The 20,716-nt window shown below is 75.0% G+C and carries 19 protein-coding genes; 11 read left to right on the top strand and 8 right to left on the bottom strand.

From position 1 onward, the window contains the following. Positions 1 to 50: 50 nt before the first annotated feature. Positions 51 to 416: a DUF742 domain-containing protein gene (locus ACGF7U_RS11725; RefSeq protein ID WP_393105557.1), complete on the top strand. Its 366-nt coding sequence runs from the start codon at positions 51 to 53 to the stop codon at positions 414 to 416. Beyond that, positions 397 to 1,020 (top strand): ATP/GTP-binding protein, encoded by a 624-nt coding sequence (locus ACGF7U_RS11720; RefSeq protein WP_393105555.1) that lies wholly within the window; start codon positions 397 to 399, stop codon positions 1,018 to 1,020. Before ACGF7U_RS11725 ends, ACGF7U_RS11720 begins: the two co-directional genes overlap by 20 nt. Before the next feature lie 62 nt (positions 1,021 to 1,082). On the opposite strand, the gene ACGF7U_RS11715 is transcribed toward ACGF7U_RS11720, so the two are convergent. The 5 genes from ACGF7U_RS11715 to ACGF7U_RS11695 all read right to left on the bottom strand — a co-directional run bounded on the left by ACGF7U_RS11715 (position 1,083) and on the right by ACGF7U_RS11695 (position 8,646). Then, the gene (locus ACGF7U_RS11715; RefSeq protein ID WP_393105553.1) at positions 1,083 to 2,171 is read right to left on the bottom strand and encodes a uroporphyrinogen-III synthase; all 1,089 of its coding nucleotides are present in this window, start codon (positions 2,169 to 2,171) and stop codon (positions 1,083 to 1,085) included. Beyond that, positions 2,172 to 2,534 (bottom strand): nitrite reductase small subunit NirD, encoded by a 363-nt coding sequence (gene nirD / locus ACGF7U_RS11710; protein ID WP_393105552.1) that lies wholly within the window; start codon positions 2,532 to 2,534, stop codon positions 2,172 to 2,174. Between the two features lie 34 nt (positions 2,535 to 2,568). Continuing rightward, on the bottom strand, positions 2,569 to 5,088 hold the full coding sequence (nirB, locus tag ACGF7U_RS11705) for a nitrite reductase large subunit NirB (RefSeq protein WP_393105550.1): 2,520 nt from the start codon (positions 5,086 to 5,088) through the stop codon (positions 2,569 to 2,571). A 67-nt stretch (positions 5,089 to 5,155) separates the two neighbouring features. Then, positions 5,156 to 6,595 (bottom strand): FAD-dependent oxidoreductase, encoded by a 1,440-nt coding sequence (locus ACGF7U_RS11700; RefSeq protein WP_393105548.1) that lies wholly within the window; start codon positions 6,593 to 6,595, stop codon positions 5,156 to 5,158. Next, a complete protein-coding gene (locus ACGF7U_RS11695; RefSeq protein WP_393106241.1) occupies positions 6,592 to 8,646 on the bottom strand; it encodes a molybdopterin oxidoreductase family protein in 2,055 nt (684 codons plus the stop codon). Before ACGF7U_RS11695 ends, ACGF7U_RS11700 begins: the two co-directional genes overlap by 4 nt. A 237-nt stretch (positions 8,647 to 8,883) precedes the next feature. Here ACGF7U_RS11695 and ACGF7U_RS11690 point away from each other — a divergent pair, with 237 nt between their 5' ends. The 7 genes from ACGF7U_RS11690 to glmM all read left to right on the top strand — a co-directional run bounded on the left by ACGF7U_RS11690 (position 8,884) and on the right by glmM (position 14,263). Further along, complete coding sequence (locus ACGF7U_RS11690) at positions 8,884 to 9,579, top strand: class I SAM-dependent methyltransferase (protein ID WP_393105546.1); 696 nt, start codon at positions 8,884 to 8,886, stop codon at positions 9,577 to 9,579. A gap of 51 nt (positions 9,580 to 9,630) precedes the next feature. Continuing rightward, the gene (locus ACGF7U_RS11685; protein WP_208417965.1) at positions 9,631 to 9,888 is read left to right on the top strand and encodes a DUF6364 family protein; all 258 of its coding nucleotides are present in this window, start codon (positions 9,631 to 9,633) and stop codon (positions 9,886 to 9,888) included. Then, positions 9,878 to 10,171, top strand: coding sequence for a hypothetical protein (locus ACGF7U_RS11680; RefSeq protein ID WP_393105544.1), 294 nt, complete (start codon positions 9,878 to 9,880; stop codon positions 10,169 to 10,171). The genes ACGF7U_RS11685 and ACGF7U_RS11680 overlap by 11 nt, the downstream gene beginning before the upstream one ends. A 124-nt stretch (positions 10,172 to 10,295) precedes the next feature. Further along, positions 10,296 to 11,681, top strand: coding sequence for an MFS transporter (locus ACGF7U_RS11675; protein ID WP_393105542.1), 1,386 nt, complete (start codon positions 10,296 to 10,298; stop codon positions 11,679 to 11,681). A gap of 190 nt (positions 11,682 to 11,871) precedes the next feature. Continuing rightward, positions 11,872 to 12,315, top strand: a complete 444-nt coding sequence (rplM, locus tag ACGF7U_RS11670; RefSeq protein ID WP_393105540.1) for a 50S ribosomal protein L13 — start codon at positions 11,872 to 11,874, stop codon at positions 12,313 to 12,315. A 20-nt stretch (positions 12,316 to 12,335) separates the two neighbouring features. Then, a complete protein-coding gene (rpsI, locus tag ACGF7U_RS11665; RefSeq protein WP_018784602.1) occupies positions 12,336 to 12,800 on the top strand; it encodes a 30S ribosomal protein S9 in 465 nt (154 codons plus the stop codon). Between the two features lie 110 nt (positions 12,801 to 12,910). Continuing rightward, positions 12,911 to 14,263 (top strand): phosphoglucosamine mutase, encoded by a 1,353-nt coding sequence (gene glmM, locus ACGF7U_RS11660; protein ID WP_393105538.1) that lies wholly within the window; start codon positions 12,911 to 12,913, stop codon positions 14,261 to 14,263. 408 nt (positions 14,264 to 14,671) lie between these two features. Here the strand turns inward: glmM and ACGF7U_RS11655 are convergent, their stop codons facing one another. Next, a complete protein-coding gene (locus ACGF7U_RS11655; protein WP_393105536.1) occupies positions 14,672 to 15,865 on the bottom strand; it encodes a pyridoxal phosphate-dependent aminotransferase in 1,194 nt (397 codons plus the stop codon). Between the two features lie 199 nt (positions 15,866 to 16,064). On the opposite strand from ACGF7U_RS11655, the gene glmS reads away from it, so the two are divergent. Beyond that, a complete protein-coding gene (gene glmS, locus ACGF7U_RS11650) occupies positions 16,065 to 17,978 on the top strand; it encodes a glutamine--fructose-6-phosphate transaminase (isomerizing) (RefSeq protein WP_393105534.1) in 1,914 nt (637 codons plus the stop codon). A gap of 104 nt (positions 17,979 to 18,082) precedes the next feature. On the opposite strand, the gene ACGF7U_RS11645 is transcribed toward glmS, so the two are convergent. Both ACGF7U_RS11645 and ACGF7U_RS11640 read right to left on the bottom strand, forming a co-directional pair. Then, positions 18,083 to 19,651, bottom strand: coding sequence for an alpha/beta hydrolase (locus tag ACGF7U_RS11645; RefSeq protein WP_393105532.1), 1,569 nt, complete (start codon positions 19,649 to 19,651; stop codon positions 18,083 to 18,085). A 218-nt stretch (positions 19,652 to 19,869) separates the two neighbouring features. Further along, entirely contained in the window at positions 19,870 to 20,166 is a 297-nt protein-coding gene (locus ACGF7U_RS11640; protein ID WP_393105530.1) for a type VII secretion target, read from the bottom strand. Between the two features lie 175 nt (positions 20,167 to 20,341). Here ACGF7U_RS11640 and ACGF7U_RS11635 point away from each other — a divergent pair, with 175 nt between their 5' ends. Further along, positions 20,342 to 20,710, top strand: coding sequence for a holo-ACP synthase (locus ACGF7U_RS11635; RefSeq protein ID WP_350704088.1), 369 nt, complete (start codon positions 20,342 to 20,344; stop codon positions 20,708 to 20,710). The last annotated feature ends 6 nt before the right edge of the window (positions 20,711 to 20,716 follow it).

Below are 20,716 nucleotides of genomic sequence, written 5' to 3'. Positions count from 1 at the left end.
ACGAGAAGACCGGTGCCCGCGGGCCCGGCCGGGAGAGGAGGTGATCGCGGATGGACCAACGGCGCGTGGACCCGCGCGGCGCGCTCGTGCGGCCGTACGCGGTCACCCGCGGTCGGACCGAGGCCCAGATGGACATCGCCCTGGAGGCGGTCCTGTCGGCCAGCCCGACCCAGGTCGCGGAGTCCCGCTTCGCGGGGCACGACAAGCACCGCATCGCCACCGTCTGTGAGGGGCGGGCACAGTCGCTGGCCGAGATCGCCGCGTACACCCGGATGCCGCTGGGCGTCACCCGGGTGCTGGTCGCCGACATGGTGGCCGAGAGCCTGCTGACGCTACACACTGCCGCTCCCGCCGAGGGGTTCGAGGAGCGGATGGAAATCCTTGGAAGGGTGCTAAGTGGACTTCGCAGGCTATGACCCCGCCGGGGCCCGCCAGAACCGGGGAATCATCTCCGCGAAGATCGTGGTCGCGGGCGGCTTCGGCGTGGGCAAGACGACCCTGGTCGGCGCGATCTCGGAGATCACCCCGCTGAGAACCGAGGCGGTGATGACCGCGGCCGGCGTCGGCATCGACGACCCGTCCAAGGTGCCCGGCAAGGAGACCACCACGGTCGCCATGGACTTCGGCCGGATCACCATGGCCCAGGACCTGATCCTCTACCTCTTCGGCACGCCGGGCCAGACCCGGTTCTGGTTCATGTGGGACGAGATCATCCGGGGCGCCGTGGGCGCGGCCGTCCTCGTCGACACCCGCCGGATCACCGACGCCTTCGCGCCGCTGGACTACTTCGAGAACCGCAAGCTGCCGTACGTGGTGGCGTTGAACCGGTTCGACGGCGCGCCGCAGTACGAGCTGGAGGAGGTCCGCGAGGCGCTGGCCATCTCGCCGGACGTGCCGCTGGTGATGACCGACGCACGGCACCGGGAGTCGGTCAAGCAGGTGCTGGTGACCGTCGTGGAGCACGCCATGATCCGCCTCCAGGCCGAGCACGGCCGGGGATACCCGGCGCCGGTCGGCTGAGCGGACGGCGGGGGCCGCCCTCGGCGTGAGCCCGGGCCGGGGCGCGCCCGGCGGCCCCCGCGTCAGTCCACCCGGAGCCGGTAGCCGCGCTTGACGACGGTCTGCACCACGCGGGGTGCGCGCAGTCCGGCGCGCAGCCGGGCCACCGCCATCTCCACGGCGTGCTCGTCGGCGCCGCGCGGCAGCGTCCGCAGCAGCGCGGTGCGGGACAGCACCCGGCCCGGGGAGAGGGCCAGCGCCCGGAGCACCGCCATCGGCGCCGGGGCGAGCGGACGCAGCTCGCCGTCGACCACGGCGGCGTGCCCGCGCAGGGTGAGCAGGTGGCCGGCCGCCTTCAGGGTGACCGTGCGGCGCGGCAGCTCGTCGACGATGGTCCGGACCAGGGCGCCCAGCCGGGCCCGGGTCGGCGCGCTGACCGGCACGCCGCGCCGCAGCAGCGGTTCCGCGGTGACCGCCCCCACGCAGCTGGCGAGCACGTCGTGCCGGAACGCGTCCAGCACCGCGTCGGCGCGGTCACCGGCGGCGCGCAGCAGCGCCTCCGCCGCCGGGGCCGAGGTGAACGTGACGGCGTCGACCAGCCGGCCGGCGACCAGGTCGATCAGGCGGTGCAGCGGAGCCGGGTCGGTCGGTGGCGCCCACCGGTAGACCGGCACCTCGATCACGGTGGCCCCGGCTGCCTCCAGCGCCATCGTGCACTCCGGCTGCCGCTCGCCGTGCAGCTGCATGGCGATCACCTGCCCGGCCACGCCGCGCCGGCAGAGGTGGTCGACCACCTCGTCGCAGCTCTCCGAGTCCGGTGACCACTGGTCGTGCAGGCCGGCGGCCCGGATCGCCCCGCGCGCCTTGGGGCCGCGGGCCACCACGTACGCGTCGGCGAGGACGCTGCGCAGCGGCTCGGCCAGCCCCCAGCCCTCGGCGGCCTCCAGCCAACCGCGCATCCCGATGCCGGTGTTGGCCATCAGGATGTCCGGCGGCCGGTCCAGGCAGGCGCGGGTGGCCTCGCGCAGGTCGGTGTCGTCGGCCAGCGGCACGATCCGCAGGGCCGGGGCGATCACCACCCGGGCACCACGCCGCTGGAGCAGCGCGGCGAGTTCGTCCCGCCGACGGTCGGCGGTCACCCCGATGGTGAAGCCGGCCAGTTCGTCGCGCATTCACCCCTCCTGTCGCAGCCGCACCTCGACCAGTCCGTCCCGGCAGCGCACCTCGTGCCGGGGCACGGCGACCCCGGGCAGGTCCAGACAGATCCCGGTGCGCAGGTCGTACACCTGCTTGTGCAGCGGCGAGGCGACCGTGGGCACCCCGCCCCGGCTGCCGACGATCCCCCTCGACAGCACGTACGCCCCGCCGACCGGGTCGAGGTTGTCGAGGGCGAACAGCCCGTCGGCGGTGCGGAAGAGGGCCACCTGCACGCCGTCGATGAGCGCCGCGACGCCCCGGTCGGGCTCCAGCCGGTCGAGCGGGCAGACGGGCGTCCAGGAGCGCGTGGCGGCGGGCGTCGTCACCGTGATGGTCATCGCCGTACCTCCGGCAGTGCGGGTGTCGTGATGGTCATCGCCGTACCTCCGGCATCCCGAGCGCGACCGGCTGCCGGCCCTCGGCGGCGGGCGCGCGGACCACCGGGACCGGCTGGCCCCGTTCGAGCGCGAAGGCGATCGACGGGTCGGGCACCTCGGGGGCGTTGACGAAGGAGGCGAACCGGCGCAGCCGGACCGGGTCCTCCAGCACGTCCCGCCACTCGTCCGAGTACGAGTCGACGTGCCGGGCCATGGCGGCGTCGAGTTCGGCGCAGAGGCCGAGCGAGTCGTCCACGACGACCGCGCGGAGGTGGTCCAGCCCGCCGTCCATCGCCTCGATCCAGGCGGCGGTGCGTTGCAGCCGGTCGGCGGTGCGGATGTAGTACATCAGGAACCTGTCGATCAGCCGGATCAGCTCCTCGGTGGACAGGTCGGTGGCGAAGAGGTCGGCGTGGCGGGGCCGGAAGCCGCCGTTGCCGCCGACGTAGAGGTTCCAGCCGGTCTCGGTGGCGATGACGCCGAAGTCCTTGCTGCGGGCCTCGGCGCACTCGCGGGCGCAGCCCGACACCGCCGACTTGATCTTGTGTGGCGCGCGCAGCCCCCGGTAGCGCAGCTCCAGGGCGATGGCCAGCCCGACCGAGTCCTGCACCCCGTACCGGCACCAGGTCTCGCCGACGCAGGACTTCACCGTGCGCAGCGCCTTGCCATACGCGTGGCCGGACTCGAAGCCGGCGTCGACCAGCCGGCGCCAGATCTGCGGCAACTGCTCGACCCGGGCCCCGAACAGGTCGATCCGCTGCCCACCGGTGATCTTCGTGTAGAGCCGGAAGTCCCGGGCCACCTCGCCGATCACGATCAGCTTCTCCGGGGTGATCTCGCCGCCGGGGATCCGGGGCACCACCGAGTAGCTGCCGTCGCGTTGCAGGTTGGCCAGGAAGTGGTCGTTGGTGTCCTGCAGCGACGCCTGCTCCCCGTCGAGCACGTGCCCGGTGCCGAGCGAGGCGAGGATCGAGGCCACCACCGGCTTGCAGATGTCGCAGCCGCGCCCCCGGCCGTGCTCGGCGACGAGCTGCGAGAAGGTGCGGATGCCGCGCACCCGGACGATGTCGAACAGCTCCTGCCGGCTGGCGTCGAAGTGCTCGCACAGCGCGGTGGACTGCCTCACCCCGGCCGCGTCGAGGAGCTGCTTGAGCATCGGCACGCAGGAGCCGCAGCTGGTGCCCGCCCGGGTGCACGCCTTCAGCCCCGGCACGTCCGCGCAGCCGCCGGCGATCGCCTCGTCGATGTCGGCGCGGGTCACCGCGTTGCACGAGCAGACCTGGGCGGTGGCGGGCAGGGCGCCGGCCCCCGCGCCCGCCGCGCCGGAGGGGGCCAGCAGCGCCAGCGGGGGACCCGGCAGCGGCCCGCCGACGCTGGCCCGCAGCGTCGGGTAGGCGCTCGCGTCGCCGACCAGCACCCCACCGAGCAGGGTCTTCGCGTCGTCGGAGAGGACCAGCTTGGCGTACACCCGGGTGGCCGGGTCGGTGAACGTGACGTCCAGGCAGCCTGGGGTGGTGCCGTGCGCGTCGCCGAACGAGGCCACGTCCACGCCGAGCAGCTTGAGCTTGGTGGCGGTGTCCGCGCCGGGGAAGGTGGCCGCCCCGCCGACCAGCCGGTCGGCGACCACCTCGGCCATCGCGTAGCCGGGGGCGACCAGGCCGTGGCAGGTGCCGTCGACCGCCGCGCACTCGCCGACCGCCCAGATCCGCTCGTCGGCCGTCCGGCAGGCGCCGTCGACCAGCACCCCGCCGCGCGGGCCGAGCGCCAGTCCGGCCGCCCGGGCCAGCTCGTCGCGGGGCCGGATGCCGGCCGCCACCACCACCAGGTCGGCGTCGACCACCGTGCCGTCGGCCAGCTCCAGGCCGGCGACGGCGCCGTCCGGGCCGGGCCGCACGGCGGTGGTGGCCACGCCCAGGTGGGTGGTCACGCCCAGCTCGTCGACGTACCGGCGGAGCATCGCGCCGCCGGCCGTGTCCACCTGCACCGGCATCAGCCGGGGCGCGAACTCCACCACGCTGGTGTCCAGCCCGAGCAGCCGCAGCGCGTTCGCCGCCTCCAGCCCGAGCAGCCCGCCGCCGATCACCGCGCCGGTGCGCCGGCCGCGCGCGTGCTCCCGGATCGCCACCAGGTCGTCGAGCGTGCGGTAGACGAAGACCCCCGGCAGGGTCGCCCCGGCCACCGGCGGCACGAAGGCGTACGAGCCGGTGGCCAGCACCAGCGCGTCGTACGGGTGCTCGCCGCCCGCCGTGCGCACCACCCGCCGCTCCCGGTCGATCTCTGTCGCCGGCTCGCCCAGACGCAGCTCCACCCCGTCGTCGGGGGTGTGCAGGTTCAGCTCGTCGGCGCCCACCCCGTCGAAGAACGCCGAGAGCCGCACCCGGTCGTACGCCGGGCGGGTCTCCTCGGCGAGCACGGTGACCCGCCACCGCCCCTCGGGGTCGCGGGCGCGCAGCGCGTCGACGAAGCGCTGCCCGACCATGCCGTTGCCGACGACGACCAGCCTGCCGGCGCTCATGACGGCCCTCCGCTCCGCTGCGTGCCGTCATGCGGCACCGTCGCGCCGAGCCTGCTGATTCGCTCGCTCATCGCGTCACCTCCACTGAATCCACCTCGGAGAGCCAGCCGACGATGCCGGCGACCGCGTCCCGGCAGCCGCCGCAGCCGGTGCCGGCCCGGGTGGCCGCCACCACGGCGTCGACCGTCCGGGCCCCGGAACGCCAGCAGCTCACCAGCGCGCCCTTGCTGACGCTGTTGCACTGGCAGACGGTCGCCGCGTCCGGCATCAGCGCCGGGGACGCGGCGGGCGCCGCCGGGGCCGCGCCGAAGGCCCGGCCGAGCAGCAGGGACCGCCGGTCGGCCGGCACCGGCTGACCCCGGTCGAAGAGCTGGATGACCGTGCCGACCGCCGGGTTGTCGCCGAGCAGGATGGCGGCGGTCAACCGCTCGTCGTGGATGCGCAGCCGGGCGTACGTGCCACGGGCCGGGTCGGCGAAGGTCAGCTCCTCGCCCGCCTCGCCGTCCGCCGGGTCGCCCATCGCGGCGAGGTCGATGCCGGCCGCCTTGAGCCGGGTCACCACCGGACGGGGCCGGTAGCGGGCCAGCGGGTCCTCGCCGGTGAGCACCTGCGCCACCACCCGCGCCTGCGCCCAGGCCGGGGCGACCAGCCCGGTGAGGGCGCCGTCGTGCTGCGCGCAGTCGCCGATCGCCGAGATCCGCGGGTCGCTGGTGCGCAGCCGGTCGTCGACCAGCACGCCGCGCTCCACGGCCAGCCCGGCCGCGGCGGCGAGGGCGGTGTCGGGGCGTACCCCGCAGGAGATGACCAGCAGGTCCGCGGCGAGCGACCGGCCGTCGGCCAGGTCGAGACGGACCCCGTCGGCGTCCGTGACCACCCGGGTGGCCGACACGGCCAGGTGGGTGGTCACCCCGAGGCCCGCGAGCGTGCCGGCCAGCACGGCCGCGCCGGCCGGGTCGAGCTGCCGTTCCATCAGGTACGGCACCGGGTGCACCACCCCGACGTCCAGGCCCCGGGCGGCGAGCCCGCGGGCCGCCTCCAGCCCGAGCAGCCCACCGCCGAGCACCAGGGCGCTGCGCGCGCCGTCGGCGACGGCGAGGATCCGCCGGCAGTCGTCGAGGGTGCGGAACGGGACCACCCGCTCCGGCAGCCCGGGCCCCTCCAGCCCGGGCAGCGGGGGCACCACGGCCCGGCTGCCGGTGGCGAGCACCAGGTGGTCGTACGCGATGCGGTCGCCGTCGTCGGTGCGGACCGCGCCGGCGGCCGGGTCGATCGCGGTGACGGTCACCCCGGTGCGCAGGTCGACTCCCTGCCCGGCGGCCTCGGCCAGCTCCACGTCCGCCTCGCCGATCTTGCCGGCGAGCAGCGTGGAGAGCATGATCCGGTTGTACGCCCGGTGCGGCTCCGCCCCGAGCACGGTGACCTTCCGGTCCCCGCCCCGGGCGTGCAGCTCGGTGGCCAGCCGGGCGCCGGCCATCCCGTTGCCCACGATCACCACGCGTTGGGTCACGGTGTGTCCACCCTCTCCAGCCGGACGGCGCAGATCTTGAACTCCGGCATCCCGGAGACCGGGTCGACGGCGTCGTTGGTCACCGAGTTGGCCCGCGCGGCGCCGCCCCAGTGGAACGGCGCGAAGACGGTGTCCGGCCGGATGCTGGTGCTGAGCCGGGCCGGCGCCCGCAACTCCCCCCGGCGGGAGACCACCCGCACCGGTTCGCCGTCGCCGATGCCGAGCCGGTCGGCCAGGTCGGGATGCAGTTCGACGAAGGCGTCCGGGGCGGCCCGGCGCAGCGCGGCGACCCGGCGGGTCTGGGTGCCGGACTGGTACTGCGCGAGCACCCGGCCGGTGGTGAAGTGCAGCGGATAGTCGGCGCAGACCTCCTCGGCCGCCGGCCGGTGCTCCACCGGGTGGAACCGGGCGCGCCCGTCGGGGGTGGCGAAGCGGTCGGTGAAGAGCCGGGGGGTGTCCGGCCCGTCCTCGGTCGGGCACGGCCAGAAGACGCCGTCGTGCGCGTCGATCCGCTCCCAGCTCACCCCGGCGTAGTCGGCGGTCCCGCCGGCCGAGGCCCGCCGCAGCTCGGTGAAGACGCCCCGCGGGTCGGTGGGGAACCGGCCCGCCGGGGCGGCGGCGCCGGGCCCGTCGACGGCGGCCAGCCGCTCCGCCAGGTCGGCGAGGATCTCCAGGTCGGTACGGACGCCGGGAGGCGGTGGGCGCAGGGCGCGGCGGCGCAGCACCCGACCCTCCAGGTTGGTCATCGTGCCGTCCTCCTCGGCCCACTGCGCGGTGGGCAGCACCACGTCGGCCAGCGCGGCCGTCTCGGAGAGCAGGAAGTCGGCGACCACGAGCAGGTCGAGGTCGCGTAACCGGCCCTCGGCCCGGCCGGCCCGCGGTGCGGAGACCACCGGGTTGGATCCGAACACCAGCAGCGCCTTCGGCCCGGCCGGCGTGCCCAGCGAGTCCAGCAGCTGGTAGGCGGGCACGCCGGGGCCGGGCAGCTCGTCTGCCGCGACCCCCCAGACCCCGGCGACGTGCTCCCGGGCGGCCGGGTCGTCGATCCTCCGGTAGCCGGGGAGCTGGTCGGCCTTCTGCCCGTGCTCCCGCCCGCCCTGCCCGTTGCCCTGGCCGGTGAGGCAGCCGTAGCCGGAGCCGGGGCGGCCGGGCAGGCCGAGGGCGAGCGCCAGGTTGACGAAGCCGGTGACCGTGTCGACGCCCTTGGCGTGCTGTTCGGCGCCCCGCGCGGTCAGGATGATCGCGCGCTCGGCGGTGCCGAGGGCCCGGGCGGTCGCCTCCAGGTCGGCCACCGGCACCCCGGAGAGCGCCTCGGCGCGGGCCGGCCACCAGCCCGCCACGCCGCGGCGGACCGCCTCGAAGCCGGTGGTGCGGTCGGCCACGTAGTCCTTGTCGATCCAGCCCTCGGTGAGCGCGATGTGCAGCAGCGCGTTCGCCACCGCCAGGTCGGTGCCGGGCAGGGGTTGCAGGTGCAGGTCGGCCTGCCGGGCGGTGGCGGTGGCCCGGGGGTCGACCACGATCAGCCGGCCGCCGCGCTCGCGTTGCTCGGTCAGCCAGCGCACCAGCGGGGGCATGGTCTCCGCCGGGTTCGCGCCGACCAGCAGCAGCGTGTCCGCCCGCCCCAGGTCGGCCAGCGGGAACGGCAGGCCCCGGTCGACGCCGAAGGCGCGCATCCCGGCCGCCGCCGCCGAGGACATGCAGAACCGGCCGTTGTAGTCGATGTGCTTCGTGCGCAGCGCCACCCGGGCGAACTTGCCCAGCGCGTACGCCTTCTCGTTGGTGAGCCCGCCGCCGCCGAAGACGGCGACCGCGTCCCGGCCGTGTCCGTCCTGGACGGCGCGGAGGCCGGCGACGATCCGGTCGAGGGCGGCGTCCCAGCTCGCCGGGCGCAGCTCGCCGGAGTGCGGGTCGCGGAGCAGCGGGGTGGTCAACCGCTCGGGATGGTCGAGCAGTTCGGCGGCGGTCCAGCCCTTCTGGCACAGGCCGCCCCGGTTGGTGGGGAACTGCCGGGGGAGCACCGCCACCCGGCCGGCCTCCTCGCGCAGGGTCATGCCGCACTGGAGGGCGCAGTACGGGCAGTGCGTCGCCACCTCCCGGGGCGTCCGCCCCGGCCGAGTCGTCGCCCGTGCACCGTCTGTCATGTCGGCAAAGCGTGCCGGCGGGCGGTTTCCGCTCCGGGTCTCGTTTGTTTCGGTCCTGTCAAGAGCCCCTCACACCGCACGACGGCAGCCGGTCGGCTCGCGTCGTTTACAATATGGGACAACATTCCCGGATTTTGGGAGGACGGCATGGGCGTGGCCGAGGCGTTCGACGCGGTGGCCGGCAGCTACGACGAGGCCCGCCGCCGGCTGGTGCCCTGCTTCGACGCGTTCTACGGCACCGCCGTCGAGGTGGCCGCGCCGCCGCTGCGGGCCGCGCTCGCCGCGGGGCGCACCCCGGAGGTGTTGGACCTGGGCGCGGGCACCGGGCTGTTGTCGCTGCTGTTCGCGGCGGCGGTGCCGGGGATCCGGCTGACCCTGGTCGACGCCGCGCCGGCCATGCTGGCCGTCGCCGCCGACCACCTGCGGGCCCGCGGGGTGGCGCACCGCACGGTCCGGGCCGACCTGGCCGCCCCGCTGCCCGCCGGCCGTTACGACGCGGTGGTCAGCGCGCTGGCCATCCACCACCTCGACGACGCCGGCAAGCGCGACCTCTACCGGCGGGTGGCGGCGACGCTGGCCCCCGGCGGCGTCTTCGTCAACGCGGAGCAGGTCGCCGGCCCCACGCCCGCCCTGGACCGGCGCTACCACGAGGTGTGGCTGGCGCAGGTCGCGGCGCTCGGTTCCGACGCCGACGAGATCGCCGCCGCCGAGGGGCGGATGGCGTACGACCGGCCGGCGCCCGTGGCCGAGCAGTGCCGCTGGCTGGCCGAGGCGGGCCTGGTCGACGTCGACTGCTTCTTCAAGCAGTGGCGGTTTGCCGTGTTCGGCGGCCGGCGCGAATAGCGGGTGCAGACGGGATGACTGGCGGTCATACCGCTGGGTAGTCTGCACGGCATGACTGCCAAGGTGACCCTGTCGTTCTCGGACGAGACGATCGAGGAGGCCCGGCGGTTCGCCAAGCGCGAGGGGCTCTCCCTGTCGGCGTGGATGGACCAGGCGGCCCGGGAGAAGGCGCTGCGCGAGGTCTTCACCGCGCACGCCGCCGCCGTCGGCCGGGCCGGGCTCGACCTCGAGTCCGCCGCCCTCGCCGACGCCCGCGAGGTGGGCATGGTCGACGACGTGCTCTTCGGCGGTCGTCCGCGTGCTGCGTAGGGGCGAGGTCTGGCGCATCGACGGCGCCCGGGAACGGCTCGGGCTGGTGATCAGCTCCGACGTCTACAACTCCACCGACGTGCCGATCGTCATCGTGGCCGAGGTGGTCGAGGAGGCGCTGCTGCGCGACTCGCCCCTGGCCGTGCCGATGGGCGCGTACGTGGTGATGCCCGACCGGCTCTCCGCGCCGATGAAGAAGTGGTTCACCGAGTGCGTGGACGTCGCCGACACCGGGACCATGCGCAGGGTCGAGCGGGCGCTGCGCATCCTGCAACAGCTCTGACATCTCACCGGCGCCGCCCGGCCGAGGTGCGATCTCCGTTTCCGGCCCGACCCGCGACGGGCACCGTGGGGTAATCCCGGATTCCTAGCGTTCCTCCAGGTCGCACCGACGAGGAGGAGTCGCCGTGAGCACACTGGCCCCCACCACACCCCTGGCCGAGGCCGCCCCGGCCGCCGCCGGGCGCCGGCGCCGCATCGACGACTGGCGCCCCGAGGACCCGGATTTCTGGCGTACGACCGGGGCGCCGATCGCCCGGCGTAACCTCTGGGTCTCGATCTTCGCCGAGCACGTGGGCTTCTCCGTGTGGAGCCTCTGGTCGGTGACGGTGCTCTTCCTCGGCCCGGAGTACGGCATCGACCCGGCGGGGAAGTTCCTGCTCACGGCCGTGCCCGCCGCGCTGGGGGCGGTGCTGCGGCTGCCCTACACGTTGGCCGTGGCCCGCTTCGGCGGGCGGAACTGGACGATCGTCAGCGCACTGCTGCTGCTCGTCCCGGCCGTGCCGATGACCGTCCTGCTGGAGCCGGGCGTCTCCTACACCACGCTGATGGTGCTGGCCTGCCTGACCGGCGTGGGCGGCGGCAACTTCGCCTCCTCCATGGCGAACATCAACCTGTTCTTCCCCCAACGGCTCAAGGGGCGGGCGCTCGGGCTGAACGCCGGGGGCGGCAACCTCGGCGTGCCGGCGGTGCAACTGGTCGGGCTGGCGGTGCTGGCGACGGCGGGCGCCGCGTACCCCCGGCTGGTGCCGGCGGTCTACCTGCCGCTGATCGTGTTGGCCGCGCTGGCGGCGGCGCGCGGGCTGGACAACATCCCGGCGGCGCGCAACGAGCCCGGCGCGCTGCGCGAGGCCGCGCGCGACCCGCACACCTGGGTGATGTCGCTGCTCTACATCGGCACCTTCGGCTCCTTCATCGGCTTCGGCTTCGCCTTCGGCCAGGTGCTCCAGCTCCAGTTCGCCGAGCGCTTCCCGACCCCGGTCGACGCCGCCTGGCTGACCTTCCTCGGCCCGCTGATCGGCTCGCTGATCCGGCCCGTCGGCGGCCACCTCGCCGACCGGCTCGGCGGGGCCCGGGTGACCTTCTGGAACTTCGTCGCCATGGCGGCCGGCGCCTCGCTGGTGCTCTTCGCCGCCCGCGAGCGGTCGTTCGGGCTCTACCTGCTGGGCTTCCTGTCGCTCTTCGTCTTCTCCGGGATCGGCAACGGGTCGACGTACAAGATGATCCCGGCGGTCTTCCGGGCCCGGGCGACGGCCGCGGTCGACGCCGGCCGGCGGGACGCGGCGACCGCCGAGCGCTGGGCCGTGCGGATGACCGGGGCGCTGATCGGCATCGCCGGCGCGGTCGGTGCCTCCGGCGGGGTGCTGGTGAACGTCGCGTTCCGGCAGTCGTTCCTCACCCAGGGCAGCGCGGACGCGGCGTATGTCGCGTTCGTCGTGGCCTACGCTGTGTGTTTCGGGGTGACGTGGTTGGTCTACCTGCGGCCGGGCCCGCGCAGGCTGGCCGGGGTGTGACCCGGGCCATGACTCCGCCGCAGGTCAGGCGTGCGGCACCCCGTTTTGACCTGCCGACGGGGCGGCGGGTATCGTTGCCTGCTGTTGTACGACATCCAGAGGCGTGCCGCCTGAGGTACGCTTGGTCGTTCGTGCGCGCCCGGTCACCTCGGCGCGCGACCCCAGACCGACGACGAGACAAGGTAGACCTGTGCGTACGTACAGCCCGAAGCCGGGTGAGATCGAGCGTCAGTGGCACGTCATCGACGCCTCTGATGTCGTGCTGGGCCGCCTGGCCACCCACGCCGCCACGCTGCTGCGCGGCAAGCACAAGCCGACTTTCGCGCCGCACGTCGACACGGGCGACTTCGTCGTCATCGTGAACGCGGGCAAGGTGGCGCTGACCGGCAACAAGCGGCAGCAGAAGATCGCCTACCGCCACTCCGGTTACCCGGGTGGTCTGAAGCAGGTCGGCTACGAAGAGCTGCTGACCAAGCGTCCCGAGCGGGCCATCGAGCTCGCCGTCAAGGGGATGCTCCCGCACAACAAGCTCGGCCGTAAGCTCATCAAGAAGCTGAAGGTCTACGCCGGTGCCGAGCACCCGCACGGCGCGCAGCAGCCGGTGCCGTTCGAGATCAAGCAGATCGCGCAGTGAGCGCGGGCGAAGGAATCAGCATGACCGACATCACCGCCACCGAGGTTGCCCCCGAGGCCACCGAGGCGCCGGCGCCCGTCGCCCGCGCGCCTCGTGGTGACCGGCCGATCCAGACCGTGGGTCGCCGCAAGGAGGCCATCGTCCGGGTCCGCATCGTGCCGGGCACCGGCAAGATCACCTGCAACGGCCGCGACCTCGAGGCCTACTTCCCGAGCAAGGTGCACCAGCAGCTGATCAAGGACCCGCTGGTCACCGCCGAGAAGCCGGAGGCGTTCGACGTCATCGCCAACCTGCGCGGCGGCGGCACCACCGGTCAGGCCGGCGCGCTCCGGCTGGCCATCGCCCGGGCCCTGATCGTCAGCGAGCCGGACGACCGGCCGGCGCTGAAGAAGGCCGGCTTCCTCACCCGGGACGCCCGGGTCAAGGAAAGCAAGAAGTACGGCCTCAAGAAGGCCCGTAAGGCTCCCCAGTACTCGAAGCGCTGATCTTCAGCGGCACGTTGTACTACTGACGGACGGCCGGGTCCGCCTCCCCTCGACGGGAGGTGGGCCCGGCCGTTCGCCTTTCCTGGACCGTTTCTTCGGAGGTTGGCGGTATGGGCCGGTTGTTCGGCACGGACGGCGTACGCGGGCGGGCGAACGCGGATCTCACGCCCGAGTTGGCGCTGGCGGTGGCGGTCGCCGCCGCGCACACGCTCGCCGAGTCGGACAGGAGCCATCCCCCGCTCGCCGTGGTCGGGCGGGACACCCGGGCCAGCGGCGAGATGCTGGAGGCCGCGGTCGTGGCCGGGCTCACCAGCGCCGGCGCCAACGTGGTCCGGGTGGGTGTGCTGCCGACCCCGGCCGTGGCGTTCCTCACCGCCGAGGCCAAGGCCGACCTGGGCGTGATGCTCTCCGCCTCGCACAACCCGATGCCCGACAACGGGATCAAGCTCTTCGCCGCCGGCGGACACAAGCTGCCGGACGAGATCGAGATGAAGATCGAGGCGGCCGTCGAGGCGAACGCCACCACCGCGTGGGAGCGGCCGGTCGGTGCCGGCGTCGGCCGGGTGCACGACCTGCTCGACGGCGCCGACCACTACGTGCAGCACCTGGTCGGCACCGTGCCGCACCGCCTCGACGGGATCAAGGTGGTGGTCGACTGCGCCAACGGCGCGGCCGCCGAGGTGGCCCCCGTGGCGTACCGGGAGGCGGGGGCCGAGGTCGTCGCCATCCACGCCGAGCCGGACGGCCTCAACATCAACGACGAGTGCGGCTCCAACCACATCGAGGCCCTGCGGGCCGCGGTGGTCGAGCACGGCGCGCACCTGGGCATCGCCCACGACGGCGACGCCGACCGGTGCGTCGCGGTGACCGCCGACGGCGACGAGGTCGACGGCGACCAGGTGATGGCGATCCTCGCCCTCGCCATGCGGGAGGCCGGCACGCTGACGCAGGACACGCTGGTCGCGACCGTGATGAGCAACCTGGGCCTGCGTCTCGCGATGTCCCGCGAGGGCATCCGGCTGGTCGAGACCAAGGTCGGCGACCGGTACGTGCTGGAGGAGCTGCGGGCGTCCGGGCTGGCGCTGGGCGGCGAGCAGAGCGGGCACATCGTGATGCCCGCGTACGCCACCACCGGCGACGGCGTGCTGACCGGGCTGCACCTGATGTCGCGGATGGCGGCGACCGGGAAGTCCCTGGCCGAGCTGGCCGGCGTGCTCACCCGGCTGCCGCAGGTGCTGGTCAACGTCCCCGTCGGCGACCGTACGGTCGGCGCGGCCGCACCCGCCGTGCGCGCCGAGGTCGAGCGGGCCGAGGCCGAGCTGGGGGAGACCGGGCGCGTGCTGCTCCGCCCGTCCGGCACCGAGCCCCTGGTCCGGGTCATGGTCGAGGCCGCCACGGAGCACGTCGCCCGCGAGACGGCCGAACGCATCGCCGACGCGGTCCGCGTGGCCAGCCCCGCGTGACCCGGCTGGCCGGCGTGGCCGGCGCCGCGTGACCCGGCCGGCCGGCGTGGCCGGCGCCGCGTGACCCGGCCGGCCGGCGTGGCCGGCCCCGCCTGGCCCGGCCGCGCCGGTCCGACCCCGAACGTCCGGGTTCGTCGATGCCGTCGGCGCCCTGTCGAGCTGAGTCGTCTGCGACATCAGGACGGGGTGGTGACCGACCCCACCGGTGAATCGTCTGCGACATCAGCTCGACAGCGGGCGGGCGACTCCACTGGCGCGCCAGCGCTCCGGGCCGCCCGCTCGATCGCCGCTGCGCAGCGGCCCGGCGACCACCGGAGAGACCGCTGTCGCCGGCCTCGTCGATCCTGCGGGCGGGCCGCCGGAGCTTAGGGGCAGCGATCGACCGCGCCTTCGGCTGATGGCGCGGGATCAGCTCCCCGGCAGCCGGCGCAGCCGGGTGACCGCCTCGGTCAGCACCTCGGGGCGCTTGCAGAAGGCGAAGCGGATCAGGTGCCGGCCCGCGTCGGGGTCGTCGTAGAAGACCTGGGTCGGAACCGCGACCACCCCGCACCGCTCGGGCAGCGAGCGGCAGAACTCCACCCCGTCCCGCCCGCCCAGCGCGGTGACGTCGGCGGTGACGAAGTACGTCCCCTCCGGCGCGAACACCTCGAACCCGGCGTCGGTCAGCCCGCCGACGAGCTGGTCGCGGCGGGCCTGCATGCTGTCGCGGAAGCCGGTGAAGTAGTGGTCCGGCAGGGCCAGGGCCACCGCGACGGCCGGCTGCAACGGCGCGGCGTTGACGAAGGTGAGGAACTGCTTCACCCGCAGCACCGCCGAGACCAGCGCCGCCGGGCCGCTCGCCCAGCCGACCTTCCAGCCCGTGCAGGAGAACGTCTTGCCGGCCGAGGAGATCCGCAGCGTCCGCTCGCGCATCCCGGGCAGGGCGGCCAGCGGCACGTGGTCGGCGGCGGCGTCGGTGAAGACCAGGTGCTCGTACACCTCGTCGGTCACCGCGTACGCGCCGTGCTCCTGGCACAGCTCGGCGACCAGGGCCAGCTCGTCGGGGGTGAACACCTTGCCCGTCGGGTTGTGCGGCGAGTTCAGCAGCACCAGCCGGGTGCGCGGGCCGAACGCGGCGCGCAGGGCGGCCGGGTCGAAGGCGTACCGGCCGTCGGCGTCGGGGCGCAGCGTGACGGGCCGCCGCACCGCGCCGGCCAGCGCGATCGAGGCGGCGTACGAGTCGTAGTACGGCTCGAAGCAGACCACCTCGTCACCCGGCTCGCAGAGCCCGAGGACCGCCGCGGCGATCGCCTCGGTGGCGCCCGCCGTCACGACGATCTCGCTTTCAAGGTCGTACTCCAGGCCCCAGAAGCGGCGCTGGTGCGCGGCCACCGCCGCGCGCAACGCCGGGATGCCGGGGCCCGGCGGGTACTGGTTCTGGCCGCCGCGCAGCGCCTCGGCCGCGGCGGCGAGCATCTCGGGCGGCCCGTCGCTGTCCGGGAAGCCCTGACCCAGGTTGACCGCGCCGGTGCGTACGGCGAGGGCGGACATCTCGGCGAAGACGGTCGTCCCGAACGGGCGCATCCGGGTCACCAGCGGGTCGACATCGGCGGTCGTCGTCACGCCCGCCAGCTTACGGGCCGCCCCGCCGGGACCGCGGGGCCACCGCGCGCGGCTGGCGAAGCGTCGGGAGGCGAGGTTGCCGTCAACCCGTCCGAAGCCACTGACGGTGTCCGGGTCCGCCCCGACCGCTCAAATTCAGTGATCGATTACCCGGCTTTCGCGCACGCGCGATGAGCGAAACTGGGTTAGGCTGCGGGACATGTGTGGAATCGTGGGTTACGCCGGGGCGCGCCCGGCGCTCGGCATCGTGCTGGACGGACTGCGGCGGCTGGAGTACCGCGGCTACGACTCGGCCGGCGTCGCCATCGTCTGCGACGGCGAGCTGCTGACCGAGAAGAAGGCCGGCAAGCTGGCCAACCTGGAGAAGGTGCTCTCCGAGCGGGCCGCCGAGGACCCGACGTCCTGCGCGGCCAGCCCCATCGGCATCGGGGACGGCACCACCGGCATCGGGCACACCCGGTGGGCCACCCACGGCGGCCCCACCGACCGCAACGCCCACCCGCACCTCGCCCCCGACGGCCGGGTCGCGGTGATCCACAACGGCATCATCGAGAACTTCGCGAAGCTCCGCGCCGAGCTGGAGGCCGACGGCGTCCAGTTCGCCAGCGACACCGACACCGAGTGCGCCGCGCACCTGCTCTCCGCCGCGCTGGCCGACCTGCGCGCCGCCGGCCACCCCGAGGGCCCGCAACTGCTCGCCGCCGGCATGCGCGTGGTGTGCCAGCGGCTGGAGGGCGCGTTCACCCTGCTCGCCGTCGACGCGGCGGTGCCCGGCGCCGTCGTCGGCGCGCGGCGCAACTCGCCGCTGGTCGTGGGCCGGGGCGACGGGGAGAACTACCTCGCCAGCGACGTGGCCGCGTTCATCGAGCACACCCGCGACGCGGTGGAGCTGGGCCAGGACCAGATCGTCCTCATCACCGGCGACACCATCGAGATCACCGACTTCTCCGGCCAGCCCGCCAGCGGCAAGGACTTCCACATCGACTGGGACTCCTCGGCCGCCGAGAAGGGCGGCTACGACTGGTTCATGCTCAAGGAGATCGAGGAGCAGCCGCAGGCCGTCGCGGACACGCTGCTCGGCCGGCTCACCGACTCCGGCGAGATCATGCTCGACGAGGTCCGCCTCAGCGACCAGGACCTGCGTGACGTCGACAAGATCTTCATCGTCGCCTGCGGCACCGCGTACCACTCCGGGCTGGTCGCCAAGTACGCCATCGAGCACTGGACCCGGATCCCCTGCGAGGTGGAGCTGGCCAGCGAGTTCCGCTACCGCGACCCGGTCCTCGACCGGTCCACGCTGATCGTGGTGATCTCGCAGTCCGGCGAGACGATGGACACCCTGATGGCGCTGCGGCACGCCAAGGAGCAGAAGGCCCGCGTCCTGGCCATCTGCAACACCAACGGCTCCACCATCCCCCGCGAGTCCGACGCGGTCCTCTACACCCACGGCGGCCCCGAGATCGCCGTCGCCTCGACCAAGGCGTTCCTCACCCAGCTCGTCGCCTGCTACCTGATCGGCCTGCACCTGGCCCAGGTGCGCGGCATCAAGTTCGCCGACGAGGTGGCCGCCGTGGTGGAGCAGCTCCACCAGATGCCGGGCAAGCTGCGCGAGCTGCTGGCGCGGATCGAGCCCGTCCGCGAGCTGGCCCGCGAGCTGCGGTCCGAGCCGACCGTGCTCTTCATCGGCCGGCACGTGGGCTACCCGGTGGCCCTGGAGGGCGCGCTCAAGCTCAAGGAGCTGGCGTACATGCACGCCGAGGGCTTCGCCGCCGGCGAGCTGAAGCACGGCCCGATCGCCCTGATCGACAAGGGCACCCCGGTGATCTGCATCGTTCCGTCGCCGGTGGGCCGGGGCATGCTGCACGACAAGGTGGTCTCCAACATCCAGGAGGTGCGGGCGCGCGGCGCCCGGACGATCGTGATCGCGGAGGAGGGCGACGAGGCGGTCGTCCGCTACGCCGACCACCTGATCTACGTGCCGCGTACGCCGACCCTGCTCGCGCCGCTGGTCACCACCGTGCCGTTGCAGGTCCTCGCCGCCGAGATCGCCGCCGCCCGGGGGCACGACGTGGACCAGCCCCGCAACCTGGCCAAATCGGTCACCGTCGAGTAGTCCGTACCGCCGTCGCGCCGGGCCCGGCCACCGCACGGTGGCCGGGCCCGACACGTGCGTTGCGGTCGGTGGCGGGTGCCTCGGGCCCCGGTCGACGGTCGCGGTCAGCGGCCCAGCACGATCCGGGCCATGCCGTCCAGCGCCGGGTTGTCGGGCGCCCAGTAGCCGGTGTGGCCGTGCCGGCCGCTGGGGAAGGTGCGCCCGCCGAAGGCCGGGTGGCTGGGGTCGTGGCCGAACCACAACTCCCGCCCCGGCCCGGCGACCGTCAGTGGCGACGCGGCGTGCAGGGCCTGCCGGGCCATCTCGTCCGGCGGCCGGGCCAGCCGGATCACGTCGTCCGACGCGGTGCTCGCCCAGACCTGCCCCGGAGGCAGCCGCAGCTCGGCGGCGTGCGCGACACCCACCCCGGGCGAGCCGACGAAGACCAGGGCGTCGGCGGCGAGCCCGTGGTCGCGCGCCGCCGTGCCGACCACCAGCGAGCCGTAGCTGTGGCCCAGCACGGTCTGCCGGCCCGGCGGCCCCTCGTGGGTCGCCCGCAGCCCCTCCTGGAACCGGTGCAGCGCCGGCGCGGCGTCCCGGGCCTGCCCCGGCCAGGCCGCCTCGTGCAGGAAGTCGGGGGCGTCGTAGTCCAACCAGAGCACCGCCGCGGTCTCCCCCTCGGGGGCCAGGGCGGCGCAGCGGGACAGCACCCGGGCCGCCCGGCCCAGCTCGCCGGTCGCGTCGCCCAGGCCGGCGGTCATCCCGGGCACGTACGTCAGCACCCGCGCCGACCGGTCCGGGTTGCCCAGCGCCACGACCGCGCGCCCCTCGCCGGCCGTGCCCAGCCCCAGCAGGTACGCCCGGGGCGCCTCACCGGCGGCCAGGCGACCGGCCAACGCGTCCAGCCCCGCCAGCGCCTTGTCGACCCGGAGCAGCCCGGCCAGCTCGGCGGGCCCGCGGGGCACCCGCTCCAGCAGCCGCCGCCGCGCCGCGAGCAGCTCCTCCCGCCGGACCCCGAGCGACAGCCGGTTGGCCTGGTCGCGGTCGGCCACCGGCACCCCGTCGAGGCGGCCGACCAGCCCCGGCTCGTGCGCCACCAGCCACCGGCGCTGCGCGGGGGTGAGCCCGGCCCACCACGCCCGCACGGCGGTGGGGCCCGCGCCGGGCGGGGGTCGGCCGGGCGGCGGCGGGGCGACCCACGTCGACCGGGCGGCCGCGGCCAGGGCGTCCAGCCGGTCGGCCGCCTCCCGGTCGGCGGCCCCGGCCAGCTCCAGCGCCTCCCGGATCGCCGCGCCCACCCCGGCCGCGACCTGCCCCGAGCGTGGGGTGGTCGGCGCGCGGGCGGGATCGGCGGCGACCCGTCCCTGCCGGTCGACCAGCAGACCGGCGCCGTCCGCGCGCGTCACCGCGGCGGCGAGCCGGGCCTTGGCCGCTCCCAGCCGGTCGGCGAACTCGGCCAGCACCTGGTCGACCTCGATGAGGGCGGGGGAGACCGTGGTCAGCTCGGCGCGCAGCGCCGCGAGCCGGGCGTCGGCGGCCCCGGCCGCCCCGCCGGACCAGTCGGCGCGCAGCGCCGCCGCGTCGGCGGACAGCTCGCCGGCCCGGCGCCCGACCGGATCGGTCAGCCCGCGCCAGGCCGCCCCGGCGGCCCGCCACGCGCCCGGGTCGGCCGCCCAGAGCTGCCGGTAGCCCACGGCCGCCCGGTCGGCAGGGTGGGCCGGCCGCGTGGCGGGCCCGGTCCGACCCGCCGCCGACGTCGGAGCAGGCGGGCCGGCAGCGGCTCGACCCGCCTGCCCGGGCACCGGCCGGGGGCCGCCGGTCGTCGTTGTCGGCCCGGTTCGGCCCGTCGTTGGTGTCGGCCCGGTCCGGTCCGCCGTCGGTGCCGGCCCGCGTCCGCCGGCCGCCAGCGCGGTCACCGGGGCAGGGCGGTGAGCCGGCCGGCCGCCCGGTCGTCCACCGCCTCGTACGCCTCCGCCGCCGCCCGCACCGCCCCGGCCGTCTCGGCCACCCGGGCACCGAGGGCACCGAACCAGGCGTGCACCGCCGACTCCAGACCGGTCAGCGCCGCCCCGGCCGCCCACTCCGGGGCCGGCACCACCAGCCCGGTCACCCCGGCCAGCCCGTGCGCGAGCCGGTACGCGTCGTCGCCGAGCGCGCTCGCGGCCCGGCGCAGCGCGTCGGGTCGTACGGTGATCGGCTCCTCGGTCATCCTCGCCCCCGTCGCCTCGCGGAACATCGACGACCGGGACGCTAGGCGTCGTCCACACCCGGGCGGGCGCCCTGTGGACGGCGGCCCTGGCGGGCGTACACCCGTCGTCCACAGGCGTTGCCCCGCCCGGCGCCTGCGGCTAATGTGCGGCCGCCCACGCCGGTAGGGTGAGCCCGTGATCGTCGCTGTCGGCATCGACGTCGTCCTGGTCGAGCGGTTCGCCAGGGCCCTGGCACGGACGCCGCTGCTCGCCGACCGGCTCTTCACGGAGGCCGAGCGCTACACCAGCTCCGGCAACCCGCGCTCGCCCGAGTCCTTGGCCGCGCGCTTCGCGGCCAAGGAGGCCGTCGCGAAGGCGCTCGGCGCACCGGCCGGGCTGAGCTGGCACGACTGCGAGATCGTGCCGGACCCGGACGGCCGTCCCTGGCTGACCGTCTCCGGCACGGTCGCGGCGGCGGCCACCGAGCGCGGGGTCAACCGCTGGCATCTCTCGTTGTCCCACGACGGCGGGATCGCCTCGGCCATGGTGGTGGCGGAACGGTGATCGGGG

Origin of the sequence: Micromonospora sp. NPDC047670, from assembly GCF_043204915.1 — a bacterium.
Classification (GTDB): Bacteria; Actinomycetota; Actinomycetes; order Mycobacteriales; family Micromonosporaceae; genus Micromonospora.
This window is presented reverse-complemented; position numbering and strand designations above follow the sequence as displayed.